The organism is Nonomuraea sp. NPDC049158 (assembly GCF_040648335.1).
GTDB lineage: Bacteria > Actinomycetota > Actinomycetes > Streptosporangiales > Streptosporangiaceae > Nonomuraea.
Window position 1 is genome coordinate 97,922 of record NZ_JBEZDM010000007.1, and the last position, 24,117, is coordinate 122,038.

The window sequence follows — 24,117 nt, forward strand, 5'->3', positions numbered from 1 at the left end:
GCCGCCTTAAGCCGCCAGAAACGAGACATGAACAGTGACTCCTCCACCCCGTAAACGGGATGGCCTCGCTACGCCGCGCGGGCGTCGCGAAGGACCAGCCCGGCCCTCTTGATGTTGCTCGCCCCGACTACGTCCGCATTGGCGGTGTATCCGCATTTCACGCAGAGGAAGTCGGCTTGTGTTCGGCGGCTCTCTCTTGACACGTGTCCGCATTCGGGTGCGGGACAGGTGCGGGAGGTGTTGCGAGGGTTCACTGCGATCAGCTCTCGACCGGCACTTTCAGCCTTGTACGCGAGGACACGCAAGAACACCCCCCAACCCGCGTCCAGAATGCTCTTGTTCAGCCCGGCCTTGGCCGCCGAGCCGTTGAGCAGAAAACCACCGGCCTGCCCGGGGTCGGGCTTCGGCTTCGGGGCCTTGGTCATGTTGTCAATCGCGAGCTGTTCGACCGCGAGGAAGTCCGCGCTGCGGACCAGACTCAAAGCGGTCTTGTGCGCGTGATCGGTCCGCCGGCAGGCTCGCGATCGGCTCGCTCACCGTGGCGAAGTGGACGATGCCCATGTCCACCCCGACCTCCCGCCCCGTGGACGGGAGCGGAGCAGCCGGGACGTCGTCACAGGAGAGGATCACATACCAGCGTCCGGCTTCCCGTTTGACCTCAACCGTCTTGACCTGGCCTGCGATCTGCCGATGCCGGTGGACCCGCAGGTGCCCGATGCCCAGCACCCGGACGTAGGTCACAGAGGGGTGGCGCGGTTGGGAGTCCCACCGTGACCCGTCGCCCTCAACCAGGGTGACGGTGTCGAACCAGCCCCAGCCCTTGAATCGAGGGTAGCCGGGCTTCTCCCCGTTTCTGATTCGACGGAAGAACGCCTCGAACGCCTTGTCCAGGCGGCGCAGCGTCTGCTGCTGGGAGGTAAACGCCGACACCGCGCCCACCGCGGGGTCGACCAGCAGGAAGGCGATTCCCGGCCCGGGCGGCCTTGTAGCGGGTGAGCCGATGCAACTCCACCACGGTGAAGACGCGGTGCGGCCAAGCCAGGCGGGAGCCGACGATAGCCGCCCGATTACACAACAGCACCGCCGCCGGCGCATCGGCCTGGGCCGGGGCGGGTATGAGTCGAAGCTGCACGACCGTGGGCAGGCCGTGCCGTTTGGCGGCGGAGCGGCCATCGCGCACCTCCTGTCACAGCGCTATCACCCATCGCACACATTACCGAACGTGATCAAGAGTTTCCATACTGTTTTCGAAAGGAGAGGTGGCGCTTCCACCCGGCCGCGAAGGACCGGGCCTCCTCGCCACTATTCAGATGAACTCGCTACTACTCAACACCGACGGCGTACAGGTACCGCAGCTCGGGTTCGGCGTCTGGCAGGTGCCGGACGACGAGGCCGAACAGGTCGTGACGACCGCTCTGGAGACCGGTTACCGCCACATCGACACCGCCAGCGCCTACGGGAACGAGGAGGGCGTCGGCCGGGCCGTACGCGCCTCGGGGATCCCGCGCGAGAAGCTGTTCGTCACCACCAAGCTCTTCAACAACGACCACGAGCGGGCGGAGGAGGCGTTCGACGAGAGCCTGTCCCGGCTCGGTCTCGACTACGTGGACCTGTACCTGATCCACTGGCCGGTGCCGTCGCGGAACAAGTATCTGCAGGCCTGGCGCGGCCTGGAGAAGATCTACCGTCAGGGACGGGCCAAGGCGATCGGTGTGTCCAATTTCACCGTCGAGACGCTCACCCGGGTCATCGACGAGGCCGACATCATTCCGTCCATCAACCAGATCGAGCTGCACCCGTACTTCCAGCAGCGCGGGCTACGGGAGTTCCACGAGGCCAACGGCATCCTCACCGAGGCGTGGAGCCCGCTGGGGCAGGGCAAGGGCCTGCTCGGCGACCCGGCGCTGGCCGTGCTGTCGGAGAAGCACGGCAAGACGCCCGCCCAGATCGTGCTGCGCTGGCACATCCAGCTGGGCAACGTGACGATCCCCAAGTCGGTCACGCCCGCGCGGATCAAGGAGAACTCCGAGGTGTTCGACTTCGTCCTCGACACCGAGGACATGGCGGCCATCGGCGCCCTGACCAAGCAGGACGGCCGGATCGGGCCCGACCCGGAGACTTTCAGCTGGATGGGGTAAGTCCCTAGGATCTTTCCCCATGAAGGATCTCGCATGGGGCATAGCGGCCACGGGTGTCATCGCTGCAAAGGTCGGGGCGGTCATCGCCGCGGAACCGGGGATGCGGGTGGCCGCCGTCGGCTCGCGTGACCTCGGCCGCGCGCGGGCGCTGGCCTCGGCACTGGACGCCGAGTCGGCGTACGGCTCGTACGCGGAGCTGTGCGCCGACCCCGGCGTCGACGCGATCTACGTGGCCACCCCGCACGCCCAGCACCTGGAGGTCGCCGAGGCGGCGATCGCGGCGGGCAAGGCGGTGTTGTGCGAGAAGCCGCTCGCCGCGTCCGTCGCCGACGCCGAGCGGATGGTCCGCCTCGCGCGCGAGGCCGGGGTGTTCCTGATGGAAGCCATGTGGACCCGGTTCAACCCGCTCATCCAGCGGGTGGCCGCCGATCCCCGGTTCGGGGAGATCCGCTCGGTCCAGGCGTCGTTCGGCTTCAAGGCTCCGTATGACCCCGCGCACCGGCTGTGGGCGCCGGAGCTGGGCGGCGGTGCGCTGCTCGACCTGGGCGTCTACTCGTTCGGACTGGCGCAGCTGCTGCTCGGGATGCCCTCAGAGATGCACGTCACGGGCTCGCTCGCGCCCTCAGGGGTGGACGCGGAGGCGGGCGGGGTGCTGGTCTATCCGGGCGGCAGGCGGGCGCTGGTGGAGTGCTCGCTGCTGGGTCCGTACGCGAACGACGCCCTCGTGGTGGGCACCGACATGCGCGCCCACATCACGGCGCCGTTCTGGGCGCCGGAGCGGGTCGTGCTGAGCGGGCCGTCGATGGAGACGGAGGAGCTCGTGCTCGATCCGGCGGACAACGGGTACGCGGGCGAGGTACGCGAGGTACGGGACGCCATGGCCGAAGGCAGGACCGAATCCGCGATCATGCCACTTGACGAAAGCCTTGCCATGATGGGGCTTCTGGCCGACGCGAGGGAGCAGCTCTCTTAGCTGGCGATTTATCCATTTGTAAGACCCTTGCCTCTTGCATTACCTTTGTGGTCATATGAGGCATACGTCCGGTTTGTCCGTTCGTTGCCAGACCATCGCACAAAGGCATCACAGGACCGTCCTGTGACCGCTGAATCCGCCTCGCGCGGAACCGGGGACCCATCGTCCTTTGGGGTGTATCGGCACGTCACGTGCCGTAGGACAGCTTCCACGTCCGAACCCGTCAGCTAACCCGGTAAGCGGCATGGAAGCAAGGAGTACCCCCTCGATGGCCAAGTCCCATCTTTTTCGTGCCACCAAGTCGACCTTCGCTCACGCCGTCCTCGGCGTGAGCGTCGCGGCCGCCGCCCTCGCCGGCCAGTCCGCCGCCCACGCGGACACCACCACCGCCCACGCCGCCGCGGCTCCGGCACACGCCGCCGCGAAGAGCCACCCGGAGAGCGAGATCAAGGCCAAGGCCACGGTCTCGCGAGTTCTGGCGCTGGCCAAGGCCCAGGTCGGCACCACTGAGAACGCCTACGGTGGCGGCACCAAGTTCCAGAAGTGGTACATGAACTCCCCCCGCGCCCTGGAGACCCTCAGGCGCGACGGCGGCACCCGGGCTGACTACCTGAACGCCGCCTGGTGCTCGATGTTCGTCTCGTGGGTCGGCGACCAGTCCGGCGCGCGCAGCATGGTCGGCTGGGACGCTTACACGGTCGAGCACGCGAAGTGGTTCGCCCACAACAACCACTGGGGCACGACCCCGAAGCCGGGTGCCGTGGTGTTCTTCTCGTGGGGCGGCAGCAAGAGCCTGGACGACATCGAGCATGTCGGGTTCGTCGTCAAGGACAACCACGACGGGACGATCTCCACGATCGAGGGCAACACCGGCAACGGCAGCGTCCAGCAGCGCGTCCGGCCGACGTCCCAGGTGGTCGGCTACGGCTACCCGAGCTACGGCGCCTGACGACTTCCTGATCGAGGGCTCTTCTGCCGACGAGCGCGCGTCCTTCTGGACGCGCGCTCGTCGGCGTCTCCCCTGGCGTGCGACTTCCCTGGCGTGCGTTTTCCCTGGCGCGGCGGTCAGGCGCCGCTCCCCTCGCGCTGCCGTGAGCGGCTCCTCGGAGGCGACGCTCCCGTACTTGCTACCAAAAAGCCCACCACGTTGCGCTTAACAGCGCATGGCTGCCCTATCTGCCTATCAGACCGCAACCCCCCAAGTTTGGGGATGTCACGGGCCTGCCGTCACCTCAGACACTGACGGTGGCCGGACAGCGAGCCGGTTCTCGATACTGGAGGAGGGGACATGTCACCGACGACGCAGCAGGACAACTGGCGCTTCTGCAACAAGTGCTACACCCTTTGGTGGAACGGCCGCCCCGACAACGGGCACTGCCCCGCAGGCGGCGCCCACGAGGGACACGGCAGTTGGAACTTCTACCTCCCGGCGAACCCCGCCGAGCACATCTGACGCAGGACCAGCCCCCCGCCCGATCTCCCCGCAGCGCCACGGCGTCGCGGGGAGATCGGCGTTGGATCCCAGGCGTCAGGGGGAAGATGCTCGGCGGCGACGCGGCGGGCGCCTCAGCAGCCGTCGGTCACGTAGCAGCCCTTCACCTTCCACTTACCGCTGTAGTAGGCGCCGCTGGTGGCCTTGCTCGTGCTGCCCACGGAGACCAGACTGCCCGGGATGTAGGAGCAGGACGAGGTGGAGCAGAAGATCACCCCAGCAATCCGGAAATCTCCCCATCCGGATGCTGGATAGGTGACCGTCAGCGGGCCAGGCCGGTCATCGCGAGCGACAGCAGGCGCTGGGCCATCTGCGGGTGACCCGGCGACTGCTCGCCCGCCCACGCCACCCCGGTGGCCAGCGCCAGCAGCTCCTCCGTGGTGACGTCCGCCCGGACGGCGCCCTGCGCCTGGGCCCGTTCCAGCAGGCGGGAACCCGCCGCCCGCATCGCGGCGCACGAGGCGTGCAGCTCCGAACCCTCGTCCCGCAACGCCGCCATGACCGATTCCGGCAGCCCGCGGTAGGTGGCCGACCCGGCCGCCACCTCCGTGAGCCAGGTGAGCAGCGCGTCGCGCGGCGACGGCTCGGCGAACAGGCCGGCGGCTCGGCGGCCCAGCCCGTCGAAGCGGTCGCGCATGAGCGTCTGGAGCAGCGCCTCACGCGTCGGGAAGTGCCGGTAGAGGGTGCCGATCCCCACGCCGGCGCGCCGGGCGATGTCGCGCAGCGACGCCTCCGTGCCGTGCTCGGCGAAGGCCGCGCGGGCGGCGGTCAGGAGCTGGTCGTGGTTGTGGCGGGCGTCTGCGCGAAGCGCCTCGGGCACGGCAGGACTCTCCTTCGATATTGACAACCGGAGCAGTGCTCCGTAAGTTTCGGAGCGTCGCTCCGCATAATCTACCAAGGAGATGCCATGACCGATCGAACCGTGCTCGTCACCGGCGCCACCGGCCAGCAGGGCGGCGCCACCGCCCGCGCGCTGCTGGCGGCGGGCTGGCACGTCAAAGCCCTGGTACGCGACCCGGACAGCGCGGCGGCCGGGCTGCTGGCGAAAGCGGGCGCCGAGCTCGTACCCGGCGACATGGGCGACCGCGAGTCGCTGACGGAGGCGGTGCGCGGCGCCTACGGCGTGTTCAGCGTGCAGCCGGCCGCCGGGCCACCGCACGGGGTCGCCGAGGAGGTGCGACTCGGCGTCAACGTGGCCGATGCCGCGCACGAGGCCGGCGTACGGCACCTCGTCTACGCCTCGGTCGGCGGTGCCGACAGGGACACCTCGATCTCCCACTGGAACACCAAGTGGGAGATCGAGCGCCACATCAGGGCGCTCGGCCTGCCGGCCACGATCCTGCGCCCGGTCATGTTCATGGAGAACCACACCCGGCCCCACTACGGCGTGACCGGCGAAGGGGCACTCGTCCGGATCATCCCACCGAAGGCGACGGTCCAGCTCATCGCCGTCACCGACATCGGCGCGTTCGCCGCCCTGGCTTTCGCCGACCCGGACCGCTACCTCGGCTTGGCGCTGGAGCTGGCCGGTGACGAGCTGTCCCGCGCCGATCTGGTGGCCGCGATCACCCGCGCCACCGGCCGTCCCGTGAACGTCGAGCCCATCCCGGCGGAACGGCGGGCCGAGCTCGGGCTGAGGGAGAGCGACACGGAGGCGGTGGAGTCGTTCGCGGGCTGGCAGGCGGACATCCCCGCGCTGCGGGCCCTGCACCCGGGGCTGATGGACTTCGAGACGTGGCTGCGGCGCGAGGGCAAGACCCTGTTCGAGGCCCTGTTCACGGCCTCCTGACCGCGCCCTCGGCTCAACAAGTCGCTTGGTTGCCGCATCCCACGTCGAGCAGCTCGCCGCGCTCGCGCAGGTCGGCGATGTACGCCCTGGCCTCGCCCCTGATCTTGGCCTGCTCGCGGGCGGGATTCCGGCGGTGATCTCCCAGCGCGGGTCGCGCAACGGCGCCTGCGGCGAGTCGCCTCCACCTCGGTGCGGGCGACGAGCCGGGCGGGCGCCGTGGGAGTCCATCGAGGTCGAGCTGGGCTGCGGCGCGCGAGGGCGGCCGAACCGAAATCGTGCGGATGTTGCGGGCCGCCGCCGCGGCGGCGCGGACACCCGCGGCGATCGCGAAGGCGACCCGGCAAAAACTTGCCGCCGGCACCCGCAGCGCTTGGCTACCGCAGCTCGACGGTCCGGCCGCGACCGGCGACCCGTCGCAGTTCGGCGGGCTGCCGTGGCTGCGTGCGACCGAGGTTTGGCCGGCTTGCGGGGGCTGCGAAGCGCCGCTGACCTTCTTCGTCCAGGTCGACCTTTCCCGCACGCCCAAGGCCGCACGCGACCCTTTCGGCTTGGGCCTCCTGCAGTTGTTCCACTGCACCACGTGCAACCCTTACCGCCCGTTCTCCAGCGGTGATCTGGTGCGGATCGTTGACCCGGCCGACGCGGTCACCCCCGCGAAGGAACCGGAAGGAGCACGTGTGCTCCCGGTACGGCCGATCACCGGCTGGGGCCTCGCGGTCAAGGACTATCCCTATCGCGAGGCCGACGAGTCGGCGCTACTCCCCGAAGAACGCGAGATCGTATTCACACTCAACCGCCAGGGCGACAAACTCGGGGGTCTGGCCGGCCTGGATACAAGATCCCGACTACCCGCGCTGCCCCCATGGCGACCATCGAATGACACAGCCGATCCTGCAGATCGACTCCAACCATGGCGTCGCACACCGTGGGGCGACAACGGGGTCAGCTTCCTCGTGCAGTGCCCCCAGCACCGTGAGGAAGTCACGTTTCTATGGCAGTGCGCGTAAGCGTCACGACGCGATTTGCCGCCCCTTCACCCGCTCCGCGCCACCAACCCCACCGCCCGTGGTTCCTCGTCCCCGGACTTGCATGAGCGCCCGACTCGCGAGGTTTCCCACCCCATCCGCTACGGCGCCCTGACAGGTCGTCAGTCGAACGCGAGCGCGCGGAAGGCGTTGCGGATGCGCATCAACGGGTCGCGATCGCGGCTGAAGAAGAGCTTGTTGGTGAGCAGGGCAGCCCATCGTCCCTGCTTCGGCGAGAGCCATATGGCCGTACCGGTGAAGCCGTGGTGCACGTAGATGTCCTCCTGAGGGCTCATGCCGGGGGCGGGGGGCCAAAGAAGGCCACGCGCCGGGGTGAGGTCTCCGGTGTGAATTCGCAGCGACTCCGCGACCCCGGCTGGCCCTGCTCATCCGCGACGCCACCGAGCGCGGTTGGCCACGTGAGGTCGAGCGCCACACCGCCATCAGCAACCGCCTGAAAGAGCTCCTGGCCGAGCTCGGCGAGCCCCAGGAGGGTGAACTGCCTGCCTGTGATCCCAGTGCGCCAGTTCAACCATCGAGAGTTTCTCGAGCCTGATCAGACCCCGTCGAAGCCCCGCTGGCACGTGCCGGACCTGGGCAAGCTGACGACCAGCACAGCGCGTTGCCGCCTTCAACGTGGCCGACGGCAGCATCCAGCACTCGAACGTACCGGTGACGGTCAGCGGAAACGTGGCCTTCACCAAGGTCGTCCGCGGAATCTCCCACTCGATGGCGATCGACGACGACGGGTCGTTATGGACCTGGGGCAGTAACGACGCCGGGCAGCTCGGCGACGGAACGCTGACCGACCACACCACGCCGATCAAGGTACAGGGCCTGCCGGGGACGATCGTCAACACCCTTCGTCATGAACGGACTCTGCGTCGCAGCGACTTAGGACTTACTCGTCTAGTCGCCTGGGGCGTCGGGGTCGGTGCTGGTGAAGATGGTGTTCTGTTCTCTGATCCGCCTTTGAGTCAGGGCACGTTGCCATTTCCCGCTGGTGGTGCGGGACAGCCAGCCCGGCCGCACCGGGTGGACGTGCACGGCCGTTAGCGCCAGGTGATCGGCTATCACCTGGCGGATTTCGGTGCAGACGACGGAAGGGTCGTAGCGAGGGGCGATTTCGGCGACGACCACGACATGTTCGTTCTCGGCGTAGGCGACGCACCGGCCGCGATGCACACCGGCCTGCCGGGCGGCGAGGACTTCGACGTCTTCGGGGAAGTAGTTCTGCCCCCGAACGATGATCATTTCCTTGATGCGGCCGGCGATGAACAGGTCGCCGTCGAGTTGGAATCCGAGGTCGCCGGTGTGCAGCCATGGGCCTTCGAAAAGTGCGGCAGTGGCGGATCGGTTGGCGAAGTAGCCGGAGGTCACGCAAGGACCGCTGATCTGGATCTCGCCGACTTGTCCCGGCGCACAGTCGGCTCCGGTCGCATCGATGAGTCTCAATCGCATGTCCTGGACCGGGCGGCCGACGCTCACCAGTGGTTTAGCGGCTGGATGGTGGGAGGCCACCAGCGCGCACCGGCCGTGGTCGGAGAGTTCCATCCGGTCCACGTGGATGATGCGCGGGACGGTTCCCGGTTCGGGAAACGTGATGGGCAGGGTGGCTTCGGCCATTCCATACACCGGGAACATCACAAACTCCGGCACTCCCGCTGAGGCGAAGCATTTGGTGAAGGCTTCCACGGTGGAGGCCTTCACCGGTTCGGCGCCGTTGAACGCCAGCCTCCAACGGGAGAGATCAAGGTTGGACAGAAGCTCGGGGGTGGCGGCGGCCACTATCCGGTCGTAGGAGAAGTTCGGCCCCATGAGCAGGGTTCCGCCGTGGTCGGACAGGAGTTGCAGGACGCGGGCCGGCCGCCGGATGAAGGCCAGCGGGGACAGGACCTGGGCGCTGGCACCGGCCATGAGCGGCGCCAGCAGGCCGAACAGGCCCATGTCGTGGTAGTGCGGCAGCCAGGTCACCATTATGTCCTGCCGGGTCAGGCGCGCGGAGGCGACGATCGCCCGGAGCGCGGCTTGCACGGCCGAGTGCGGCAGCATCACCCCTTTGGGATGGCCGGTGCTGCCCGAGGTGTACTGCAGGAGGGCCAGGTCACCCTCGGCGGCCTCCGGAAGCCGACCGGGTGGCGCGGTCAGGTTCGCGTCCAGCACTACAAGGCCGGGGGACATCCGCTGGAGGACGTGCGCGATGTCGGAGTGGTCCTCATGCACGACGAGGTAACGCATCCGAGCGGCGCTGACAACGAGCGCCAGCCTCTCGGCAGACCGCTCGGGTGTCCCGGCCGCCGCGCTCAGCATGCTGGCTGCGGCACCGGCGCGCACCACGCCCAGCAACCCGAGCAACACATGAGGGCCGGTGGGCAGCAGCAGTCCGACCACCTCGCCCGGTTTCACTCCGGCGGCCACCAGCCCGGCCGCGAATCGCTCGGATTCGCGGTCCAGGTCGGCAGCCGTGAGCCGTTCTCCGGTACCGGGGAAGGACACCGTCACACCAGGATCCAGCAAGGACGCCGCTTCGGCCAGGGTGGCACAGTCCAGAGCTCGGCCCCTGTCGCCTCCACTACTCATCACATGACCTCCTGCAACCGCACCAGGAGCGGCTCGGAGGGGGTGACGCTGGTGCCGTTAGGCGATGCGTCGCCGATGTGAGGGCCTGGTGGAGCATGGAGGCTGAAGCGGTGCAGTACGGTGGCGGCGATCAGCTTGGTCTCCATTGTCCCCACGTGGATACCTGCGCAGAGCCGTCGGCCTGCGCTGAACGGAGTCATCGCGAAGCGGCCGCGCCTGGTGTCGGTTGAGGCGAACCGCTGAGGTCGGAATTCGTCTGGATCGGCGAAGGACGCGGGATCGCGCTGTGTGTCGGCGATGGAGTAGAACACTCCAGTGCCGGCAGGTAGCAGTGTGTCTCCGAAGACCAGGTCGGTCTCGGCTCGGCGCGGCAACCAGAACAGCGGCGGGTGCAGCCGCGCGGTTTCGGAGAAGGCAGCCTCCAAGAGCTGTGAGTCGCCTGGATCCGAGGCAGCGAGATCCCTGCGAACGGCGCTCTGCTCTGTCGGGTGGCGAGCGAGCAGCCACAACAATCGAGCCGAAAGATACGCCGTTGTCTCGAATCCAGCGAGAAGCAAGATCGTGATATGGCCAGCGATCTCCTCGTCCGTCGGAGGACCGGGCAATGCGCGCAGGCGCGCCACCAACCCCGCCACCCCGTAACTCGGCTCGTCTTCCACGGCGTGTGCCCGGTCGACCGCGGTCAACAAAAGCGCGCGAACCCGACGGCGGCTCCGGGCGATTTCACGGATCAAACGATCTCCGCCGGGTGTGCCGAGTTCGAGATCGGGCGCTTGCAGCGTGGTGAACAACCCAAGGAGTTCCGACGCCTCCGAGGCCGACAGCCCCGCGAAGACAGCCGCTGCAACCTCGAATGTCACCATCTTGGTGAAAGCGTGCAGGTCGACGATCTCATCGACGGGCAGTGCCGGGACGACGCGGTTGAGGATCTCGCTGGCCACCGAGGCGTACTCGGCCGTCGCCTTTCGGTTCAGGATCGCCATCAACGCTCTGCGGGCTGCTCTGTGCGGTTCACCGTCAAGGTTCAGCAGCCCTCTGCCGAACCGGTCACCGAAGATCAGATCCCAGCCATGAGCGTGGGACAGATCCGAGTCGGCGGCATTGAAGAAGTGCTCGGCCATGGCCGAGCCCCGTAGGTAGATCCGCGATCCAGGAACTGGGCAACCGCTCATCGGGAAGCCACCGATGAGACACAGATCTGCTCCACTAGGCCGTTGAGGGTCGGGGGGGTCATGAAGATCCGCGGATCCACTTCCTCCTCCAGGCCGAACGCCTCTTCCAGCGCCAACAGCAGTTCCACTCGATCGATCGAATCCAGGCCCAGTTCGGCGGCGATGTGCTCCTCACCGCTGATCGGCCCGGTCAGCTCCGGCCGCATGCTGCGGACCGCTGCCACCAGGACCTCCAGGATTGCTTGGCTGTTCGTTTCCCGGGCACTCAACAGATGCCCTCCCAGACGCAGGGTTTCTCGCCATAAAGTTACCCTGTGTAGATGTATCAAAACTCAGAGTCAAAGGATGGGCATGGGCTCACTGTCGGGTAAGACGGCACTGGTCACTGGCGGATCTCGCGGCATCGGACGGTCCATCGTCGAAAGGCTCACGGCGGAAGGAGCACAGGTCGCCTTCGGCTACCGCCAAGCCACGGATGCGGCCCACGAGGTCGCGGCCGCCACCGGCGCACGGCCGATACAAGCCGATATCGGAGTAGCCTCCGACGTCGCCAGCCTGTTCGACCTGGCCGAGCAGCTTGTCGGGCGCCTCGACATCCTGGTGAACAACGCCGCGGTCTGGCTGCCTAGCGGACGGATCGAAGAGGCCAGCGAAGCAACCTACGAGACAGTGATGGCCGTCAACGCCAAAGGCACATTCCTTGCACTCCAGCACGCGGCAACCCGCCTCGCCGACGACGGCCGCGTGATCAACATATCCTCGATCGGCACACAGCGTCCGGCCCCAGGCAACGCCATCTACGCGGCCAGCAAGGCCGCTGTCGAGCAGTTCACCGCCATCGCCGCTCTGGAACTAGGAGTACGCCGCATCACAGTCAACTGTGTCGCGCCCGGCGCCACCGACACCGCCATGCTCGAGCAATCGCTACCGCAAAAGCTCCACGCACGCGCTGCGCGCAACACCATCCTGGGCCGCCTGGGGACAGGTGACGACATCGCCGGCATCATCGCCTTCCTGGCGGGCCCCGACGCCGGATGGATCACCGGGCAGACCATCAGCGCCACCGGAGGCCTTCTCTGACCCGCATCCACGAGTAGTCACTGAGTTGCGAGCTGAAAGGCCCTCCACTCGGAGCCGCGCCACCATCGCCAGGCTCCGCCGCGAACTGATCTCCGCGCCCGCCCGGATCGTCACCCACGCCCGCTGCCTCAAGATGCGTCTGCCACCCGGTGCACGGTTCCTCAGCATGGTCACGGACCGGCTCGCCCTCCTGCCCGACCCCGGCTGACCAGCACTAACCCGCCCCTTCGATCCCGAAACCCCGAGGCTCGTGGTACAGATCGAAAGCGACCAGAACGACGATCACGGGGTCTTCGCGGATCTGGGTCTGAAGATCGCTCCGCCCTTGCCAGCAGGCATTCACCGGACCCTTCGCCGCATAGCCGGCCACCCAAGGGTCACCAAGCAGACACAGACGTTCATTACTCTACGTGCTTACATAACCACTGTCTGTACTCGACGGTTCCCGCGACAGTGCACTGCGCATGGGACCGGACCTGCGATTCTCCGGGACATCAAATGGACAACGCTCTAGCAGATGACTCGCTCGAAACGTCCACATACGACTACATCGTCGTCGGCTCCGGGCCTGGCGGAGGACCTGTCGCCGCGAATCTCGCCGAGGCCGGCTTCTCGGTGCTCGTTCTCGAGGCGGGTCCGCCCAGCGGCAACGAGGTCTACCGGGACGTTCCCATATTCTTCGCACAAGCCACCGAGGACCCTGAGGTGGCCTGGGAGTACTGGGTTCAGCATAACGACGGGGGCAAAGCCGCTCACGGTGACATGTGGGTCGATGAAAAGGACGGGGTCCTCTATCCCCGAGCGGCAGCTCTCGGCGGCTGTGCCATCCACAATTCCGGCATCATCATGTACCCAGCGCACAGCGACTGGGACGACATCATGGAGTTGACGGGTGACAATGGATGGCACCACGAAGCCATGTGGCAGCACTGGCAGAAAGTGCTCGAATGGCAGGCCGTTTCCTCCAAGAACCCGTTCGCCCAGCTGGATTCTCCGCGAACCGATCCTGGCAGCCTGATCGAGTCGCTCAAGGGCCCGAACTGGTTCCTCAAGTCAATGGAGGGTGCCGAACGTTCGGGGGAGCTCAACGACAAGGACAACGTCGGCACCGCAGGACCCTGGAACCTTCAGATCGGGATCAAGGCCGGCGTGCGCCACGGTGTCCGGGATCGCCTCATCTCCGCCGAGCGAAACTGCCCGATGCTCGAAATCCAGTGCGATGCATTGGTAGAGAAAATCCTCTTCGAGCCCGGGCAGACAGGCCCCAGGGCAGTAGGCGTCCAGTTCCTGAACGGACGTCATCTATACGAAGCTTCACCGAAATTTCAGGAAACGACCGAGGCGGAGCGGGCAACTCTTCGACAGGTGGTCCGAGCTCGTCGCGAGGTCATCGTCGCGGGCGGCACCTACAACAGCCCGCAGATCCTCATGCTGAGTGGAATCGGCCCTGCCGACCACCTGCGGGCCCACGGCATCGAAGTCCTCGTCGACTCACCGTGCGTCGGCACCAACCTGCAGGACCGGCGTGAAATCTCAGTCATCGACCGCTACGCCGTGCCGGAGCTGGCGGAAGATCGCTATGTAGGCGCACTCCTCAAGTCGCTCAGCCCGACAGGACCACGGCTGAGCGTCTGCTTGTCCGGGTGGCGGGCCGACCCAGAGAATTCTCAGCTGGGCCAGTTCGGCATTCCCTGCATCACCTATCGCACCGAGGGCGCCGACGGATCCGCCACCAACTGCGTCACGATAGGGGTGCCTATCCAGTTCCGGGCCCACCACCCCGGCTGGGTCAAGGAGACGATCACACACGTCGGGCAGTCCTGGACCTGGTTGACGCTCATGGGATACACCGGCGACCGGAACGGCTACGTGCGCCTGCGTTCAGGCGACCCAACCCGCTGTCCGGATATCAACTTCCGTGCTTTCGGCAACGGTGCGGGTGGAGAAAAGGACCTTGCCGCACTGACACAAGCCATCGAAATGTGCCGCGAGCTGAATCGCGTCGAACCCGGCGAAGGCGAGATCTTCCCCGGCCCCGACGTCCAGGATCTCGGCGACTTCATTCGTAAGGAGCACTACGGCCACCATCCGGCGTGCTCCAACCCGCTCGGAAGGACCATCGATGACTCGGTCGTCGACAGCTCCTTCAAGGTCCACGGAGTGGAAGGGCTGCGCATCGTAGATGCCTCGGTATTTCCGAAGATGCCCGGCCTGTTCCTTATCGCAGCCGTCCAAACCCTCTCTCAAAAGGCCAGTATCGACATTCTTCGTGATGCAAGCGACTAAAAATCGACGCAACGGTGTGTTATCGGAGCGTCACAACGGAAAGGATCCTCCATGTTCACCAAGCTCCAAGAGCGCAAGATCAACCACTTCTTCAACGTACTCGACCCGGATGGGTCCGGCGCGCTGACCTTGCCAACCATCGTAGCCATCGGTGACCGCTACGCCCGGATCCGCGGCTATGCCCCCACTTCCGCCGAGGCGCAGCGCCTGCGCGCGGCTCTGGAGCACTGGTGGAAGACGGTCCTGTCCCCCATGGACGCCGACGGCAACCATCGAATCACCCGCGAGGAGGTCGCGCAGAGGGTGGCGGCGGCGCTCTCCGACGCCAAAGGAGCCGAGGCATTCCGTGGTGCCGGCGACGCGTTCTTCGAGGTCGCCGATGCCAACGGGGACGGACGCCTGATCAAGGACGAGTATGTGGACATCTTCGCCGTCGGATGCGGGCTGGCGCGGCGAGATATGATTCAGGCGTTCCAGCGCCTGGATCTCCAAGGTCGGGGCTACCTGGACCTGGACGAGTGGCGCAAGCTGGTCGAAGAGTTCTTCACGAGCACGGACGCCGACGCCCCTGGGAACTGGCTTTACGGCACCTACTGAATCGGCCATTGCCGCTGTGAGCGGTGGTGAGCTCGGCGACGGCGAGCTGGCGGCAGAGCGCGATGGAGTCCTGCGGGAGGAGCGCGCCCTCGTCGCCAGGAGGTGCCGGCGGCGCTGCGGACGGTTCGGCCGCTGACGCCGAGCTCCTCGCTCGATTCGCCGATGGCCCACACAGCTCCGGGGAAGATCGGCTCCTCAAGACCGATGCTCATGCCTGCCCACCATCATGGGCCAGGGCCGGAGCTGTGCATGGCTAGGCGAAGGGGAAGGAAGGTTGTCCTCCTGTCCAGATAACCGTGTACTCCACGGCTTCGCCCGGCGGGCGGTGCAGCTCTTGGCGAAGGACCCGTTGCGGATGGCTTGGGGATCGGTGCCGTAGAGGTCTCGGAGGTTGGCGCGGAGTGGCACGCCCGCGGTGTGAGTGAGGAGGTGGCGGGCCGTGACATGGCCGAGCGGGTAACCGACGACTTCCGGCCAGAGGGTCTTTAGCGGGTCATCCAGCGGAAGCTGCTGGTCGTGCCACAAGATGCCGATGACCGACCACGCCGCGACGATCTTGGTGAGACTTGCGACATCCCAGAGAGTATCGGTCCCCACCGCCGAGGTGGGGACGGCGGGATCGGCCAGCCCGCAGGCACCGACGTCGAGAATGGTGTCGGCGTCGCCTGTGGCCCATACAGCGGCTGGAAATACCCCCTCGCGTACACCCCGGTCGAGGAGAAGGGTGATGGCGTTGTGGGTGTCAGCCATTGTGGGTTTTCCCTCAGGTCTGAGCGGGCCAGGTCTGCATGTCAGAGTAGTGAACAGGCAACGGAGCCGCCGAGTATGCGCAGCGTGTCAGGCGATCTGCCAGCGAGGGCAGGGAAGACGCTGTCGATACCCTTCTCCTTACCCTTCCCTACTACCGCAAGAACTGGCGGGAAGCGGACTACGGCGGATCCCAAGCCCGGATCATGGCCAGGAAGCTGTCCGGGTCCTTGCTTGGAACGTAGATCGCCGGCCCTTTCCGCCGAGGGCCGAAGCCGTCGGAGGGCCGAAAGCGCCGGTCTTGGTTCGCGGTGCCTGGGACCGCTACGACGTCTCCTCGTGAAGGATCTCTGCTCACATGTCGATTCGGGGTATGACCGTTCGACGCGTTCGTGAGAGTGACGTTCGTGAGAGTGAAGGAGGCGGATCGTGAAGTTCATGATCGTTGGGAAGGCGAACGAGGCGACCGAGGCCGGCAAACTGCCCAGCCAGGAGCTCGTCGATGCGATGGGTGCCTACAACGAGAGCCTGGCCAAGGCGGGGGTGCTGCTGGCCGCCGAAGGGCTGTACCCCAGCTCCCACGGTGCGCAGATCGCCTACACCAAGGACGGCAAGGCGAAGGTGCTCGACGGGCCGTTCGCCGAGGCCAAGGAGCTCATCGCCGGGTTCTGGCTGATCCAGGTCAAGTCTCGGGAGGAGGCCATCGAATGGGCGCTGCGGGTGCCGGTTCCCGGTGGGCATGAGGGGGTCGGGCTGGATGTCTGGCAGGTGTTCGACGCCTCCGACCTGCCGGACGAGTCGATGACTCCCGAGGCGACCGAACGCGAGGCGGCACTGCGCGAGCGCCTGACGGGTTCCGCCGAACAATAGAAGCCGCTTCCCGCCCGCGAGCCCAACTCTCCGTTTGCGGGCCCGAATCGCCCACCAGGCTCCGGTCCCGGCTTGCGGGGGGTGGGGCGGGCTGGTCTTATGGCCAGGTGATGGCTTCCGATACGCATCGGGCGATCGAGACGGTCTGGCGGATGGAGGCGGCGCGGCTCATCGCCGGCCTGACCGGGCTCGTGCGCGACCTCGTTCTGGCCGAGGAGTTGGCCCAGGACGCGCTGGTCGCGGCGCTGGAGCAGTGGCCGGAGTCGGGGGTGCCGGGCAATCCCGGGGCCTGGCTCATGACCGTCTCCAAGCGCCGCGCCATCGATCTGCTGCGCCGTCAGGAGCGCTACGCGCGCAAGCTGGCCGAGATGGGCCGTGAGCTGTCGGAGGAGCCGGGTGCCGACGAGGAGCTGCCCGGCACGGACGAGATCGAGGACGACCTGCTGCGGCTGGTGTTCACGGCGTGTCATCCGGTGCTGTCCACGGAGGCGCGGGTGGCGCTCACGCTGCGGGTGCTCGGCGGGCTGAGCACCGACGAGATCGCCAGGGCGTTCCTGGTCCCGGAGCCGACGGTGGCGCAGCGGATCGTACGGGCCAAGCGGACGCTGGCCGACAAGCAGGTGCCGTTCGAGGTGCCGCAGGGCGAGGAGCTGGCCGGACGCCTGTCATCGGTCCTGGAGGTCATCTACCTGATCTTCAACGAGGGCTACTCGGCGACGGCCGGTGACGACTGGATGCGGCCGGGACTCTGCGAGGACGCGCTGCGGCTCGGCCGGGTGCTGGCCGGGCTGATGCCCAAGGAGCCCGAGGTGCACGGCCTGGTCGCGTTGATGGAGATCCAGGCGTCGCGCGCGGCGGCCCGGGTGGGCCCGTCCGGCGAGCCGATCCTGCTGCTGGAGCAGAACCGGAGCCGCTGGGACCGCCTGCTCATCCGCCGTGGCCTGGACGCGCTCGAGCGGGCCGAGGATCTCGGCGGCGACCTGGGCCCGTACGTGCTGCAGGCCGCCATCGCCGCCTCTCACGCCAGGGCGCTCACCCCCGAGGAGACCGACTGGCGGGCCATCGCCACTCTCTACGAGGCGCTGGCGCGGATGTCGCGTTCTCCGGTCGTCGAGCTCAACCGGGCGGTCGCGCTCGCCATGGCGTACGGCCCGGCGGTCGGGCTCGAGTTGGTGGACCAGCTGGTCGACGAACCGGCGCTGAAGGGTTACCACCTGCTGCCGAGCGTACGCGGGGATCTGCTGGTCAAGCTGGGGCGACAGGGTGAGGCGCGCGCCGAGTTCGAACGGGCGGCGGCCATGACCCGCAACGCCCGCGAGCGCACCCTGCTGCGAGAGCGCGCCGCCGCCTGCTGATCGCCGTCACAATGATGGCCGCCTCCCTGATGGCCGTCGCCTGCCGGTCGCCGACGGCACACCGTCCGAACGCCGGGACAAACCCAGCACACCGTACGAATGCCGCGACAGATGCCGCGACAGCCCCGACACGCCGTACGGACGCCGCGACGGACGCGGCAGATCCGACCGCGGGCGTGACCACAGGCGTGACCACGAGAAAAGGCCGCAGTGGGTGGGCGACATGCCCAGGAAGCAAACACAAACGAGTCCCTTGTGATGGGAGCGCTCCCAAACGGCCCTTTGCGCCGTAAGTCACCAAAAATCCCCTTTCAGGATGAGAAATCGCACCATTGGTAACGGTTGCGTTTCAGCGCATTGACGGGCACAGGCCATAAGTGCACCCTTTGTGGGAGCGCTCCCAAGGATTTCCCACCGCGGCCCGGAGCGTGTGCCGCGGTGCACCTCCCCACCCATACACCCGAGAAGGGGTCCACCATGATGAACCGCAAGCGTCGCGGCGGTCTCGCCGCGGCTTCCGCCCTGGCGGCGGCGGCGCTGACCGTCGCATCCTGCGGCTCCGGCGGCACTCCGGCGGCCAGCAACGCACCCGCGTCCTCGGCGGCCGCCGAACCGGTCACGATCCGGGTGCAGACTTTCGGCGGCGGCTCGAACTTCGGCTACAAGAACGCCATCACGAAGTGGAACGCCGAGCACAAGGACATCCAGATCAAGGAAGAGCACCTGACCGACCAGTTCGAGCAGCAGTACTGGCCGCAGATGATCCAGTGGTTACAGGCCGGCAACGGTGCGGGCGACGTGGTCGGCATCGACGAAGGTGGCATGGGCCTGGCCAAGGCGCACCCGGAGTGGTGGGCGGACCTGAAGGAATTCGGCCTGGACTCCCGCAAGGCGGACTTCCCCGCATGGAAGTGGGAGAACGGCCTCACCGGCGACGGCAAGCTGTTCGGCCTGGGCACCGACATCGGCGGCATGAGCATCTGCTACCGCTCGGATCTGTTCAAGAAGGCCGGGCTGCCCGCCGAGCGGGACAAGGTCAGCGCCCTGTGGCCCGATTGGGACGCCTTCATGAAGGTCGGCCAGCAGTTCCAGGCGAAGGTGAAGGACACCAAGTTCGCCGATGGCACGAACACCCTCTACCAGGTGGTCCTGTACCAGGAGGCGGCCAAGAACGGCAATGTCACCTATTTCGACAAGGACAACAACCTCATCGTCGACAAGAACCCGGCGGTGAAGGCGGGCTTCGACTTCGCCACGAAGATGAGCCAGCAGGGCCTGACCGCCAAGCTGCGTAACTTCACCGACGAGTGGGCGGCGGGCACCCAGAAGGGCGCGTTCGCCACGGTCGGTTGCCCGTCGTGGATGCTCGGCGTGGTCAGCGGCAACGCGGGCGACGGCGGCAAGGGCAAGTGGGACGTGGCCGCGGTACCCGGCGGCGGCGGCAACTGGGGCGGCTCCTGGCTGTCGGTGCCGAAGCAGAGCAAGCACCCGAAGGAAGCCGCGGCGGTGGCCGACTACCTGACCAGCGCGCAGACCGAGGCGAGCATCTTCACCGACTTCGGCAACATGCCGAGCAACACGGCGGCGCAGCAGGACGCGGCCGTGCAGAGCGCGAAGAACGAGTTCTTCAACAACGCCCCCATCGGCGAGATCTTCGCCAAGTCGGCGTCGAGCCTCCAGCCGGTCTTCCTCGGCGTCAAGCACGCCCAGGTCAAGAACGCCATCGAGTCGGTGATCCAGGGCATGGACGACGGCTCGGTCCCCTACGGCAAGGCCTGGCAGCAGTTGGTCGACGACGCGGTGAAGGCCGCGGGCTGATCTTCCCCGCCCGGCCCGCCATGAGCGGGCCGGGCTACTGCCGCCGAAAGGTCTCCTATGAGTATCGACACCCTTCCGACCGGCCGTCTCTGGCGTTCCAGACTGGACGTCAAGGTGATGCCGTACACGCTGGTGTCCCCGTACTTCATCCTGTTCGCCGCCTTCGGGCTCTTCCCGCTGGCGTTCACCCTCTACTACTCGCTCTACGACTACGACCTGGCCGGGACCACGAAGTGGACCGGGCTGGGCAACTACGCCAAGCTGCTGGCCGACGAGGACTTCTGGAACGCCGTCACCAACACGGTCGGCATGTTCCTCCTGGCCACCATTCCGCAGTTGCTGCTGGCGCTGTTCCTGGCCAACGCGCTGAACAAGCGGTTCCGGCTGCGCCTGGCGATCCGGATGAGCGTGCTGCTGCCGCTGGTGACCTCGGTGGTCGCGGTGGCGGTCGTGTTCACCCAGCTCTTCGCCCGTGACTGGGGCCTGGTCAACTGGATCCTCAGCTGGTTCGGCATGGACGCCATCAACTGGCGGGCCGAGCGGGTCCCGTCGTGGCTGGCCATCGCCACCATGGTCGACTGGCGCTGGACCGGCTACAACGCGATCATCTTCCTGGCCGGCATGCAGACGATCCCGCGCGACCTGTACGAGGCTGCGGCCATCGACGGAGCCTCGCGGCGGCGGCAGTTCTGGCAGATCACCCTGCCGATGCTCCGCCCGACCATGATCTTCGTGGTGCTCAACTCCACGATCGGCGGGCTCACACTGTTCTCCGAGCCGACGACGTTCTACAACGGCAACGTCGACGGCGGGTCGCAGGGCCAGTTCCAGACGGTCGCGATGTTCGTCGTCAAGCAGGGCTTCCGCGAGTTCGACTACGGGTACGCCGCCGCGGCGGCCTGGCTGCTGTTCCTGCTCATCCTCATCGGCGCGTTGATCAACTTCCTGTTCGTCCGCAGGATCGGGGGCACCAAATGACCAACTGGTCGCCGACCCTCATCACCCGGGTCATGCTGGCGCTGGCCATCGTGCTGTCCGCCTTCCCGCTGTACTGGATGCTGGTCATCGCCTCGCGCACCAACGCCGACGCGGTCGCGGTGCCGCCGCCGTTCCTGCCCGGCGGCAACCTCGGCCAGAACATCGTCGCGGTGCTCAACAACGAGGACGCCCACTTCCTGCTCGGCCTGACCAACTCGTTCATCGTGGCGAGCGTGGTCACCGTCTCGGTGGTCATCATCTCGACGCTGGCCGGCTTCTCCTTCGCCAACCTGTCGTTCAAGGGCAGGAACGTGCTGCTCCTGGCCGTCCTGCTGACGATGGCGGTGCCGCTGCAGCAGATGGGCGTGGTGCCGCTCTACCGGCTGATGGTGAGCCTGGAGTGGACGGGCACCCTCAAGGCGGTCATCCTGCCGTACCTGCTCAACGGGTTCGGCGTGTTCCTGATGACCCAGTACACCCGCCAGGCGGTGCCGATGGAGCTGGTCGAGGCGGCCAGGGTCGACGGCGCGGCCACCCTGCGGATCTGGTGGAACGTCGTGCTGCCGGCCGTACGGCCGGGCATGGCGGTGCTCGGGATCAACACGTTCATGCTGATGTGGAATGACTTCATGTGGCCGCTGATCGTCCTCACTCCGGACAATCCGACCGTCCAGATCGCGATCACCTCGCTGAACGCCAGGTTCTCCACCAACTACACGTTGATCTTCGCGGGAACGGCGCTGTCCATCATTCCGCTCATCGCGGTATTCGTCGCATTCGGCCGCCAGATCGTCGGCGGACTCATGGAAGGTGCGGTCAAGGCGTGACGACACAAGAGGAACAGACGCGTGCCGGGCTGCAATTCCCGACGGGATTCGCGTTCGGCGCGGCCACCTCGGCGTACCAGATCGAAGGCGCGGTCGCCGAGGACGGGCGCGGCATCTCCATCTGGGACACCTTCACCAAGACCCCAGGCCGCGTGCTCAACGGGGACCACGCGGACGTGGCCATCGACCACTACCACCGATACCGGGAAGACGCCCAGATCATGGCGGAGCTGGGCCTGACCGCCTACCGCTTCTCCGTCTCCTGGCCCCGGATCCAGCCCGACGGGTCGGGCAAGGTCAACCAGAAGGGCCTCGACTTCTACAAGCGGCTCACCGACGAGCTGCGGCAGCACGGCATCGACCCCTGGCTGACCCTCTACCACTGGGACCTGCCCCAGGCGCTGGAGGACAGGGGCGGCTGGCCCAACCGCGACACGGCCTACTGCTTCGCCGACTACGCGGCGACCGTGCACGAGGCGCTGAAGGACCACGTGCACACCTTCAGCACCGTCAACGAGCCATGGTGCACCGCGTTCCTCGGCTACGCCTCGGGTGAGCACGCCCCTGGCCGTCGCGAGCCGGAGAACGCGATCAGGGGCGCGCACCATCTCAACCTCGCGCACGGCCTTTCCGTACAGGCGATGGGCGCCAGGCGGGTCGGCGGCTGCGTGAACCTCTACGCGATCACCCCGGCCACCGACAGCGAGGCGGACCAGGACGCGGCGCGGCGCATCGACGGGCTGCAGAACCGGTTCTTCCTCGACGCACTGATGACCGGCCGCTACCCGCAGGACGTCCTCGACGACCTCGGGATGGACCTGGGCTTCATCAGGGACGGTGACCTGGCGACCATCAAGGCGCCGATCGACGTGCTGCTCGTCAACTACTACAGCCGCTTCACGGTTTCGGGAGCACCAGGCGGCAGGGCCTCGGCGGCGGCGGCGCCCACGGATTCCGCCTCGCCCTGGGTGGGCAGCGAGCACGTGTCGTTCGTCGACGGCGGCCGGCCGGTCACCTCGATGGGCTGGGAGATCGACCGGGGCGGCCTGGTGGAGGTGCTGACCAGGGTGGCGCGGGACTACCCGGCGATCCCGATGGTCGTCTCCGAGAACGGCGCGGCCTTCGACGACGTCCTGGAGCACGGCCGGGTGCACGACTCCGAGCGGGTGGCCTACTTCGAGGACCACCTGCGCGCCTGCCGCGACGCGATCGACGCCGGGGTGCCGCTGGAGGGCTATTTCGCCTGGTCGCTTATGGACAACTTCGAGTGGGCATGGGGCTACGGCAAGCGTTTCGGCCTCGTGCACGTGGACTTCGAGAGCCAGCGGCGCGTGCTCAAGGACAGCGCGATCTGGTACTCGGAGATCATCCGGCAGAATAGGCGTCATGAACCGACCGACTCTTGAGGCAGTCGCTGCTCTGGCCGGAGTAGGCCGTGGCACGGTGTCCAGAGTCATCAACGGCTCACCCAACGTGAGCGAGAAGGCCCGCGACGCCGTGCAACGGGCCATCCAGGAGCTGGGCTACGTCCCCAACCGCGCGGCGCGGGCGCTGGTCACCCGGCGCACCGACACGGTGGCGCTGGTGGTGTCGGAGTCCGAGCTGCGCGTCTTCGACGAGCCCTACTTCGCCGGGACCATCAGGGGCATCGGCTCGGCGCTGGCCGAGACGGGCCTGCAGCTGATCCTGGCCATGGCCCAGTCGCAGGAGGAGCACGAACGCCTGGAGCACTACCTGACGGGGCAGCACGTCGACGGCGTGCTGCTCCTGTCGCTGCACGGCGCCGACCCGCTGCCCGGCCGGCTGGAGGCGATGGGCGTGCCGACCGTGCTGGGCGGCCGCCCGGTCGGCCTCACCCCCTACAGCTACGTCGACATGGACAACCGGGCAGGGGCCCGGCAGGCGGTCAAACACCTGCTGGGTCTCGGCAGACAGCGCATCGCCACGATCGCCGGGCCGCAGGACATGGGCGTGGGCGTCGACCGGCTGGCCGGCTACCACGACGCGCTGCTCACCTTGGGCGCGCGGGAGCTGGTCGCCTACGGCGGCGACTTCTCCGAGGAGAGCGGCGCGGCGGCCATGCGCGAGCTGCTGGCCGCCGAGCCGGAGCTCGACGCCGTGTTCGCCGCCTCGGACCCGCTGGCGGTGGGGGCGATGCGGGTGCTCAAGATGGAGGGCCGGGCCATCCCGGACGACGTGGCGGTGGTGGGGTTCGACGACTCCAAGGTCGCCTTGCACGCCGACCCGCCGCTGACCACCGTGCACCAGCCGGCCGAGGAGATGGGCCGCCAGATGGCCCGGCTGCTGGTCGCGCGGATCAACGGCGAGGTGCTTCGCCAGCCCGTGGTCATCCTCGACACCCATCTGGTGCGCCGGGCGTCGGCCTGACC

General features: G+C 67.3%; 26 protein-coding genes, 1 pseudogene and 1 riboswitch. Of the genes and pseudogenes, 18 read left to right on the plus strand and 9 right to left on the minus strand.

Features of this window, described 5'->3' with window-relative positions; genetic code table 11:
* Nucleotides 1–68: 68 nt before the first annotated feature.
* Together AB0B61_RS17685 and AB0B61_RS17690 are read right to left on the minus strand one after the other, a co-directional pair.
* On the minus strand, nucleotides 69–482 hold the full coding sequence (locus AB0B61_RS17685; protein ID WP_358432593.1) for a transposase: 414 nt from the start codon (nucleotides 480–482) through the stop codon (nucleotides 69–71).
* Nucleotides 430–939 carry a transposase gene (locus tag AB0B61_RS17690; protein WP_358432595.1) on the minus strand — a complete coding sequence of 170 codons (510 nt, stop codon included), beginning with the start codon at nucleotides 937–939 and terminating at the stop codon, nucleotides 430–432. The genes AB0B61_RS17685 and AB0B61_RS17690 overlap by 53 nt, the downstream gene beginning before the upstream one ends.
* 371 nt (nucleotides 940–1,310) lie before the next feature.
* On the opposite strand from AB0B61_RS17690, the gene AB0B61_RS17695 reads away from it, so the two are divergent.
* From AB0B61_RS17695 to AB0B61_RS17710, 4 genes are all read left to right on the plus strand, one after another.
* Nucleotides 1,311–2,138, plus strand: coding sequence for an aldo/keto reductase (locus AB0B61_RS17695; protein ID WP_358432597.1), 828 nt, complete (start codon nucleotides 1,311–1,313; stop codon nucleotides 2,136–2,138).
* Between the two features lie 19 nt (nucleotides 2,139–2,157).
* Entirely contained in the window at nucleotides 2,158–3,111 is a 954-nt protein-coding gene (locus tag AB0B61_RS17700) for a Gfo/Idh/MocA family oxidoreductase (RefSeq protein ID WP_358432599.1), read from the plus strand.
* 118 nt (nucleotides 3,112–3,229) lie between these two features.
* Nucleotides 3,230–3,368: riboswitch (cyclic di-AMP (ydaO/yuaA leader) on the plus strand.
* Between the two features lie 11 nt (nucleotides 3,369–3,379).
* Complete coding sequence (locus AB0B61_RS17705) at nucleotides 3,380–4,060, plus strand: CHAP domain-containing protein (protein WP_358432600.1); 681 nt, start codon at nucleotides 3,380–3,382, stop codon at nucleotides 4,058–4,060.
* Between the two features lie 339 nt (nucleotides 4,061–4,399).
* The gene (locus AB0B61_RS17710) at nucleotides 4,400–4,564 is read left to right on the plus strand and encodes a hypothetical protein (protein ID WP_214641500.1); all 165 of its coding nucleotides are present in this window, start codon (nucleotides 4,400–4,402) and stop codon (nucleotides 4,562–4,564) included.
* A gap of 113 nt (nucleotides 4,565–4,677) precedes the next feature.
* Here AB0B61_RS17710 and AB0B61_RS17715 read toward each other — a convergent pair whose 3' ends face one another.
* Nucleotides 4,678–4,818 carry a hypothetical protein gene (locus tag AB0B61_RS17715; protein WP_358432601.1) on the minus strand — a complete coding sequence of 47 codons (141 nt, stop codon included), beginning with the start codon at nucleotides 4,816–4,818 and terminating at the stop codon, nucleotides 4,678–4,680.
* Between the two features lie 47 nt (nucleotides 4,819–4,865).
* A complete protein-coding gene (locus AB0B61_RS17720) occupies nucleotides 4,866–5,423 on the minus strand; it encodes a helix-turn-helix domain-containing protein (RefSeq protein ID WP_358432602.1) in 558 nt (185 codons plus the stop codon).
* A gap of 87 nt (nucleotides 5,424–5,510) precedes the next feature.
* On the opposite strand from AB0B61_RS17720, the gene AB0B61_RS17725 reads away from it, so the two are divergent.
* A complete protein-coding gene (locus AB0B61_RS17725) occupies nucleotides 5,511–6,392 on the plus strand; it encodes an NmrA/HSCARG family protein (RefSeq protein WP_358432604.1) in 882 nt (293 codons plus the stop codon).
* Between the two features lie 281 nt (nucleotides 6,393–6,673).
* Nucleotides 6,674–7,399, plus strand: a complete 726-nt coding sequence (locus tag AB0B61_RS17730) for a DUF1963 domain-containing protein (protein ID WP_358432606.1) — start codon at nucleotides 6,674–6,676, stop codon at nucleotides 7,397–7,399.
* Nucleotides 7,400–7,539: 140 nt separating this feature from the next.
* Here the strand turns inward: AB0B61_RS17730 and AB0B61_RS17735 are convergent, their stop codons facing one another.
* On the minus strand, nucleotides 7,540–7,713 hold the full coding sequence (locus AB0B61_RS17735) for a hypothetical protein (protein ID WP_358432608.1): 174 nt from the start codon (nucleotides 7,711–7,713) through the stop codon (nucleotides 7,540–7,542).
* 394 nt (nucleotides 7,714–8,107) lie between these two features.
* Here AB0B61_RS17735 and AB0B61_RS17740 point away from each other — a divergent pair, with 394 nt between their 5' ends.
* Nucleotides 8,108–8,473, plus strand: a complete 366-nt coding sequence (locus tag AB0B61_RS17740) for a hypothetical protein (RefSeq protein WP_358433077.1) — start codon at nucleotides 8,108–8,110, stop codon at nucleotides 8,471–8,473.
* Between the two features lie 318 nt (nucleotides 8,474–8,791).
* On the opposite strand, the pseudogene AB0B61_RS17745 reads toward AB0B61_RS17740, so the two are convergent.
* The 3 genes and pseudogenes from AB0B61_RS17745 to AB0B61_RS17755 form a co-directional block, all read right to left on the minus strand.
* A pseudogene (locus tag AB0B61_RS17745) lies at nucleotides 8,792–9,997 on the minus strand (AMP-binding protein); the annotation flags it as partial.
* Nucleotides 9,997–11,118, minus strand: a complete 1,122-nt coding sequence (locus AB0B61_RS17750; protein ID WP_358432610.1) for a cytochrome P450 — start codon at nucleotides 11,116–11,118, stop codon at nucleotides 9,997–9,999. The pseudogene AB0B61_RS17745 and the gene AB0B61_RS17750, both read right to left, overlap by 1 nt.
* A 47-nt stretch (nucleotides 11,119–11,165) precedes the next feature.
* Nucleotides 11,166–11,393, minus strand: coding sequence for a phosphopantetheine-binding protein (locus AB0B61_RS17755; protein WP_358432612.1), 228 nt, complete (start codon nucleotides 11,391–11,393; stop codon nucleotides 11,166–11,168).
* Between the two features lie 127 nt (nucleotides 11,394–11,520).
* On the opposite strand from AB0B61_RS17755, the gene AB0B61_RS17760 reads away from it, so the two are divergent.
* The 4 genes from AB0B61_RS17760 (at nucleotide 11,521) to AB0B61_RS17775 (ending at nucleotide 15,132) form a co-directional block, all read left to right on the plus strand.
* On the plus strand, nucleotides 11,521–12,249 hold the full coding sequence (locus AB0B61_RS17760; protein ID WP_358432614.1) for an SDR family oxidoreductase: 729 nt from the start codon (nucleotides 11,521–11,523) through the stop codon (nucleotides 12,247–12,249).
* 25 nt (nucleotides 12,250–12,274) lie between these two features.
* Nucleotides 12,275–12,457, plus strand: a complete 183-nt coding sequence (locus AB0B61_RS17765; RefSeq protein ID WP_358432616.1) for a hypothetical protein — start codon at nucleotides 12,275–12,277, stop codon at nucleotides 12,455–12,457.
* A gap of 290 nt (nucleotides 12,458–12,747) precedes the next feature.
* A complete protein-coding gene (locus AB0B61_RS17770) occupies nucleotides 12,748–14,535 on the plus strand; it encodes a GMC family oxidoreductase (RefSeq protein WP_358432618.1) in 1,788 nt (595 codons plus the stop codon).
* A gap of 51 nt (nucleotides 14,536–14,586) precedes the next feature.
* On the plus strand, nucleotides 14,587–15,132 hold the full coding sequence (locus AB0B61_RS17775) for a hypothetical protein (protein WP_358432620.1): 546 nt from the start codon (nucleotides 14,587–14,589) through the stop codon (nucleotides 15,130–15,132).
* 195 nt (nucleotides 15,133–15,327) lie between these two features.
* Here the strand turns inward: AB0B61_RS17775 and AB0B61_RS17780 are convergent, their stop codons facing one another.
* Nucleotides 15,328–15,882, minus strand: coding sequence for a serine hydrolase domain-containing protein (locus tag AB0B61_RS17780; RefSeq protein WP_358432621.1), 555 nt, complete (start codon nucleotides 15,880–15,882; stop codon nucleotides 15,328–15,330).
* Between the two features lie 435 nt (nucleotides 15,883–16,317).
* Here AB0B61_RS17780 and AB0B61_RS17785 point away from each other — a divergent pair, with 435 nt between their 5' ends.
* The 7 genes from AB0B61_RS17785 to AB0B61_RS17815 all read left to right on the plus strand — a co-directional run bounded on the left by AB0B61_RS17785 (nucleotide 16,318) and on the right by AB0B61_RS17815 (nucleotide 24,115).
* Nucleotides 16,318–16,749 (plus strand): YciI family protein, encoded by a 432-nt coding sequence (locus tag AB0B61_RS17785; RefSeq protein WP_358433079.1) that lies wholly within the window; start codon nucleotides 16,318–16,320, stop codon nucleotides 16,747–16,749.
* A 110-nt stretch (nucleotides 16,750–16,859) separates the two neighbouring features.
* Nucleotides 16,860–18,104 carry an RNA polymerase sigma factor gene (locus tag AB0B61_RS17790; RefSeq protein WP_358432623.1) on the plus strand — a complete coding sequence of 415 codons (1,245 nt, stop codon included), beginning with the start codon at nucleotides 16,860–16,862 and terminating at the stop codon, nucleotides 18,102–18,104.
* Between the two features lie 477 nt (nucleotides 18,105–18,581).
* Nucleotides 18,582–19,922 carry an extracellular solute-binding protein gene (locus AB0B61_RS17795; RefSeq protein WP_358432624.1) on the plus strand — a complete coding sequence of 447 codons (1,341 nt, stop codon included), beginning with the start codon at nucleotides 18,582–18,584 and terminating at the stop codon, nucleotides 19,920–19,922.
* 57 nt (nucleotides 19,923–19,979) lie between these two features.
* Nucleotides 19,980–20,900, plus strand: a complete 921-nt coding sequence (locus AB0B61_RS17800) for a sugar ABC transporter permease (RefSeq protein WP_358432626.1) — start codon at nucleotides 19,980–19,982, stop codon at nucleotides 20,898–20,900.
* Nucleotides 20,897–21,727: a carbohydrate ABC transporter permease gene (locus AB0B61_RS17805; RefSeq protein ID WP_225295030.1), complete on the plus strand. Its 831-nt coding sequence runs from the start codon at nucleotides 20,897–20,899 to the stop codon at nucleotides 21,725–21,727. Before AB0B61_RS17800 ends, AB0B61_RS17805 begins: the two co-directional genes overlap by 4 nt.
* Nucleotides 21,724–23,133, plus strand: coding sequence for a GH1 family beta-glucosidase (locus AB0B61_RS17810; RefSeq protein ID WP_358432628.1), 1,410 nt, complete (start codon nucleotides 21,724–21,726; stop codon nucleotides 23,131–23,133). The genes AB0B61_RS17805 and AB0B61_RS17810 overlap by 4 nt, the downstream gene beginning before the upstream one ends.
* A complete protein-coding gene (locus tag AB0B61_RS17815) occupies nucleotides 23,114–24,115 on the plus strand; it encodes a LacI family DNA-binding transcriptional regulator (protein WP_358432630.1) in 1,002 nt (333 codons plus the stop codon). The genes AB0B61_RS17810 and AB0B61_RS17815 overlap by 20 nt, the downstream gene beginning before the upstream one ends.
* Nucleotides 24,116–24,117: the final 2 nt, after the last annotated feature.

What these genes read in the sequence shown, in the direction of transcription:
- AB0B61_RS17790 (WP_358432623.1), top strand. Translation starts at nt 16,860, where the DNA reads ATGGCTTCCGATACGCATCGGGCGATCGAGACGGTCTGGCGGATGGAG.
- AB0B61_RS17770 (WP_358432618.1), top strand. Translation starts at nt 12,748, where the DNA reads ATGGACAACGCTCTAGCAGATGACTCGCTCGAAACGTCCACATACGAC.
- AB0B61_RS17785 (WP_358433079.1), top strand. Translation starts at nt 16,318, where the DNA reads ATGATCGTTGGGAAGGCGAACGAGGCGACCGAGGCCGGCAAACTGCCC.
- AB0B61_RS17750 (WP_358432610.1), bottom strand. Translation starts at nt 11,118, where the DNA reads ATGGCCGAGCACTTCTTCAATGCCGCCGACTCGGATCTGTCCCACGCT.
- AB0B61_RS17730 (WP_358432606.1), top strand. Translation starts at nt 6,674, where the DNA reads ATGTTGCGGGCCGCCGCCGCGGCGGCGCGGACACCCGCGGCGATCGCG.
- AB0B61_RS17805 (WP_225295030.1), top strand. Translation starts at nt 20,897, where the DNA reads ATGACCAACTGGTCGCCGACCCTCATCACCCGGGTCATGCTGGCGCTG.
- AB0B61_RS17760 (WP_358432614.1), top strand. Translation starts at nt 11,521, where the DNA reads ATGGGCTCACTGTCGGGTAAGACGGCACTGGTCACTGGCGGATCTCGC.
- AB0B61_RS17780 (WP_358432621.1), bottom strand. Translation starts at nt 15,882, where the DNA reads ATGGCTGACACCCACAACGCCATCACCCTTCTCCTCGACCGGGGTGTA.
- AB0B61_RS17795 (WP_358432624.1), top strand. Translation starts at nt 18,582, where the DNA reads ATGATGAACCGCAAGCGTCGCGGCGGTCTCGCCGCGGCTTCCGCCCTG.
- AB0B61_RS17800 (WP_358432626.1), top strand. Translation starts at nt 19,980, where the DNA reads ATGAGTATCGACACCCTTCCGACCGGCCGTCTCTGGCGTTCCAGACTG.
- AB0B61_RS17710 (WP_214641500.1), top strand. Translation starts at nt 4,400, where the DNA reads ATGTCACCGACGACGCAGCAGGACAACTGGCGCTTCTGCAACAAGTGC.
- AB0B61_RS17775 (WP_358432620.1), top strand. Translation starts at nt 14,587, where the DNA reads ATGTTCACCAAGCTCCAAGAGCGCAAGATCAACCACTTCTTCAACGTA.
- AB0B61_RS17815 (WP_358432630.1), top strand. Translation starts at nt 23,114, where the DNA reads ATGAACCGACCGACTCTTGAGGCAGTCGCTGCTCTGGCCGGAGTAGGC.
- AB0B61_RS17695 (WP_358432597.1), top strand. Translation starts at nt 1,311, where the DNA reads ATGAACTCGCTACTACTCAACACCGACGGCGTACAGGTACCGCAGCTC.
- AB0B61_RS17735 (WP_358432608.1), bottom strand. Translation starts at nt 7,713, where the DNA reads ATGAGCCCTCAGGAGGACATCTACGTGCACCACGGCTTCACCGGTACG.
- AB0B61_RS17725 (WP_358432604.1), top strand. Translation starts at nt 5,511, where the DNA reads ATGACCGATCGAACCGTGCTCGTCACCGGCGCCACCGGCCAGCAGGGC.
- AB0B61_RS17700 (WP_358432599.1), top strand. Translation starts at nt 2,158, where the DNA reads ATGAAGGATCTCGCATGGGGCATAGCGGCCACGGGTGTCATCGCTGCA.
- AB0B61_RS17705 (WP_358432600.1), top strand. Translation starts at nt 3,380, where the DNA reads ATGGCCAAGTCCCATCTTTTTCGTGCCACCAAGTCGACCTTCGCTCAC.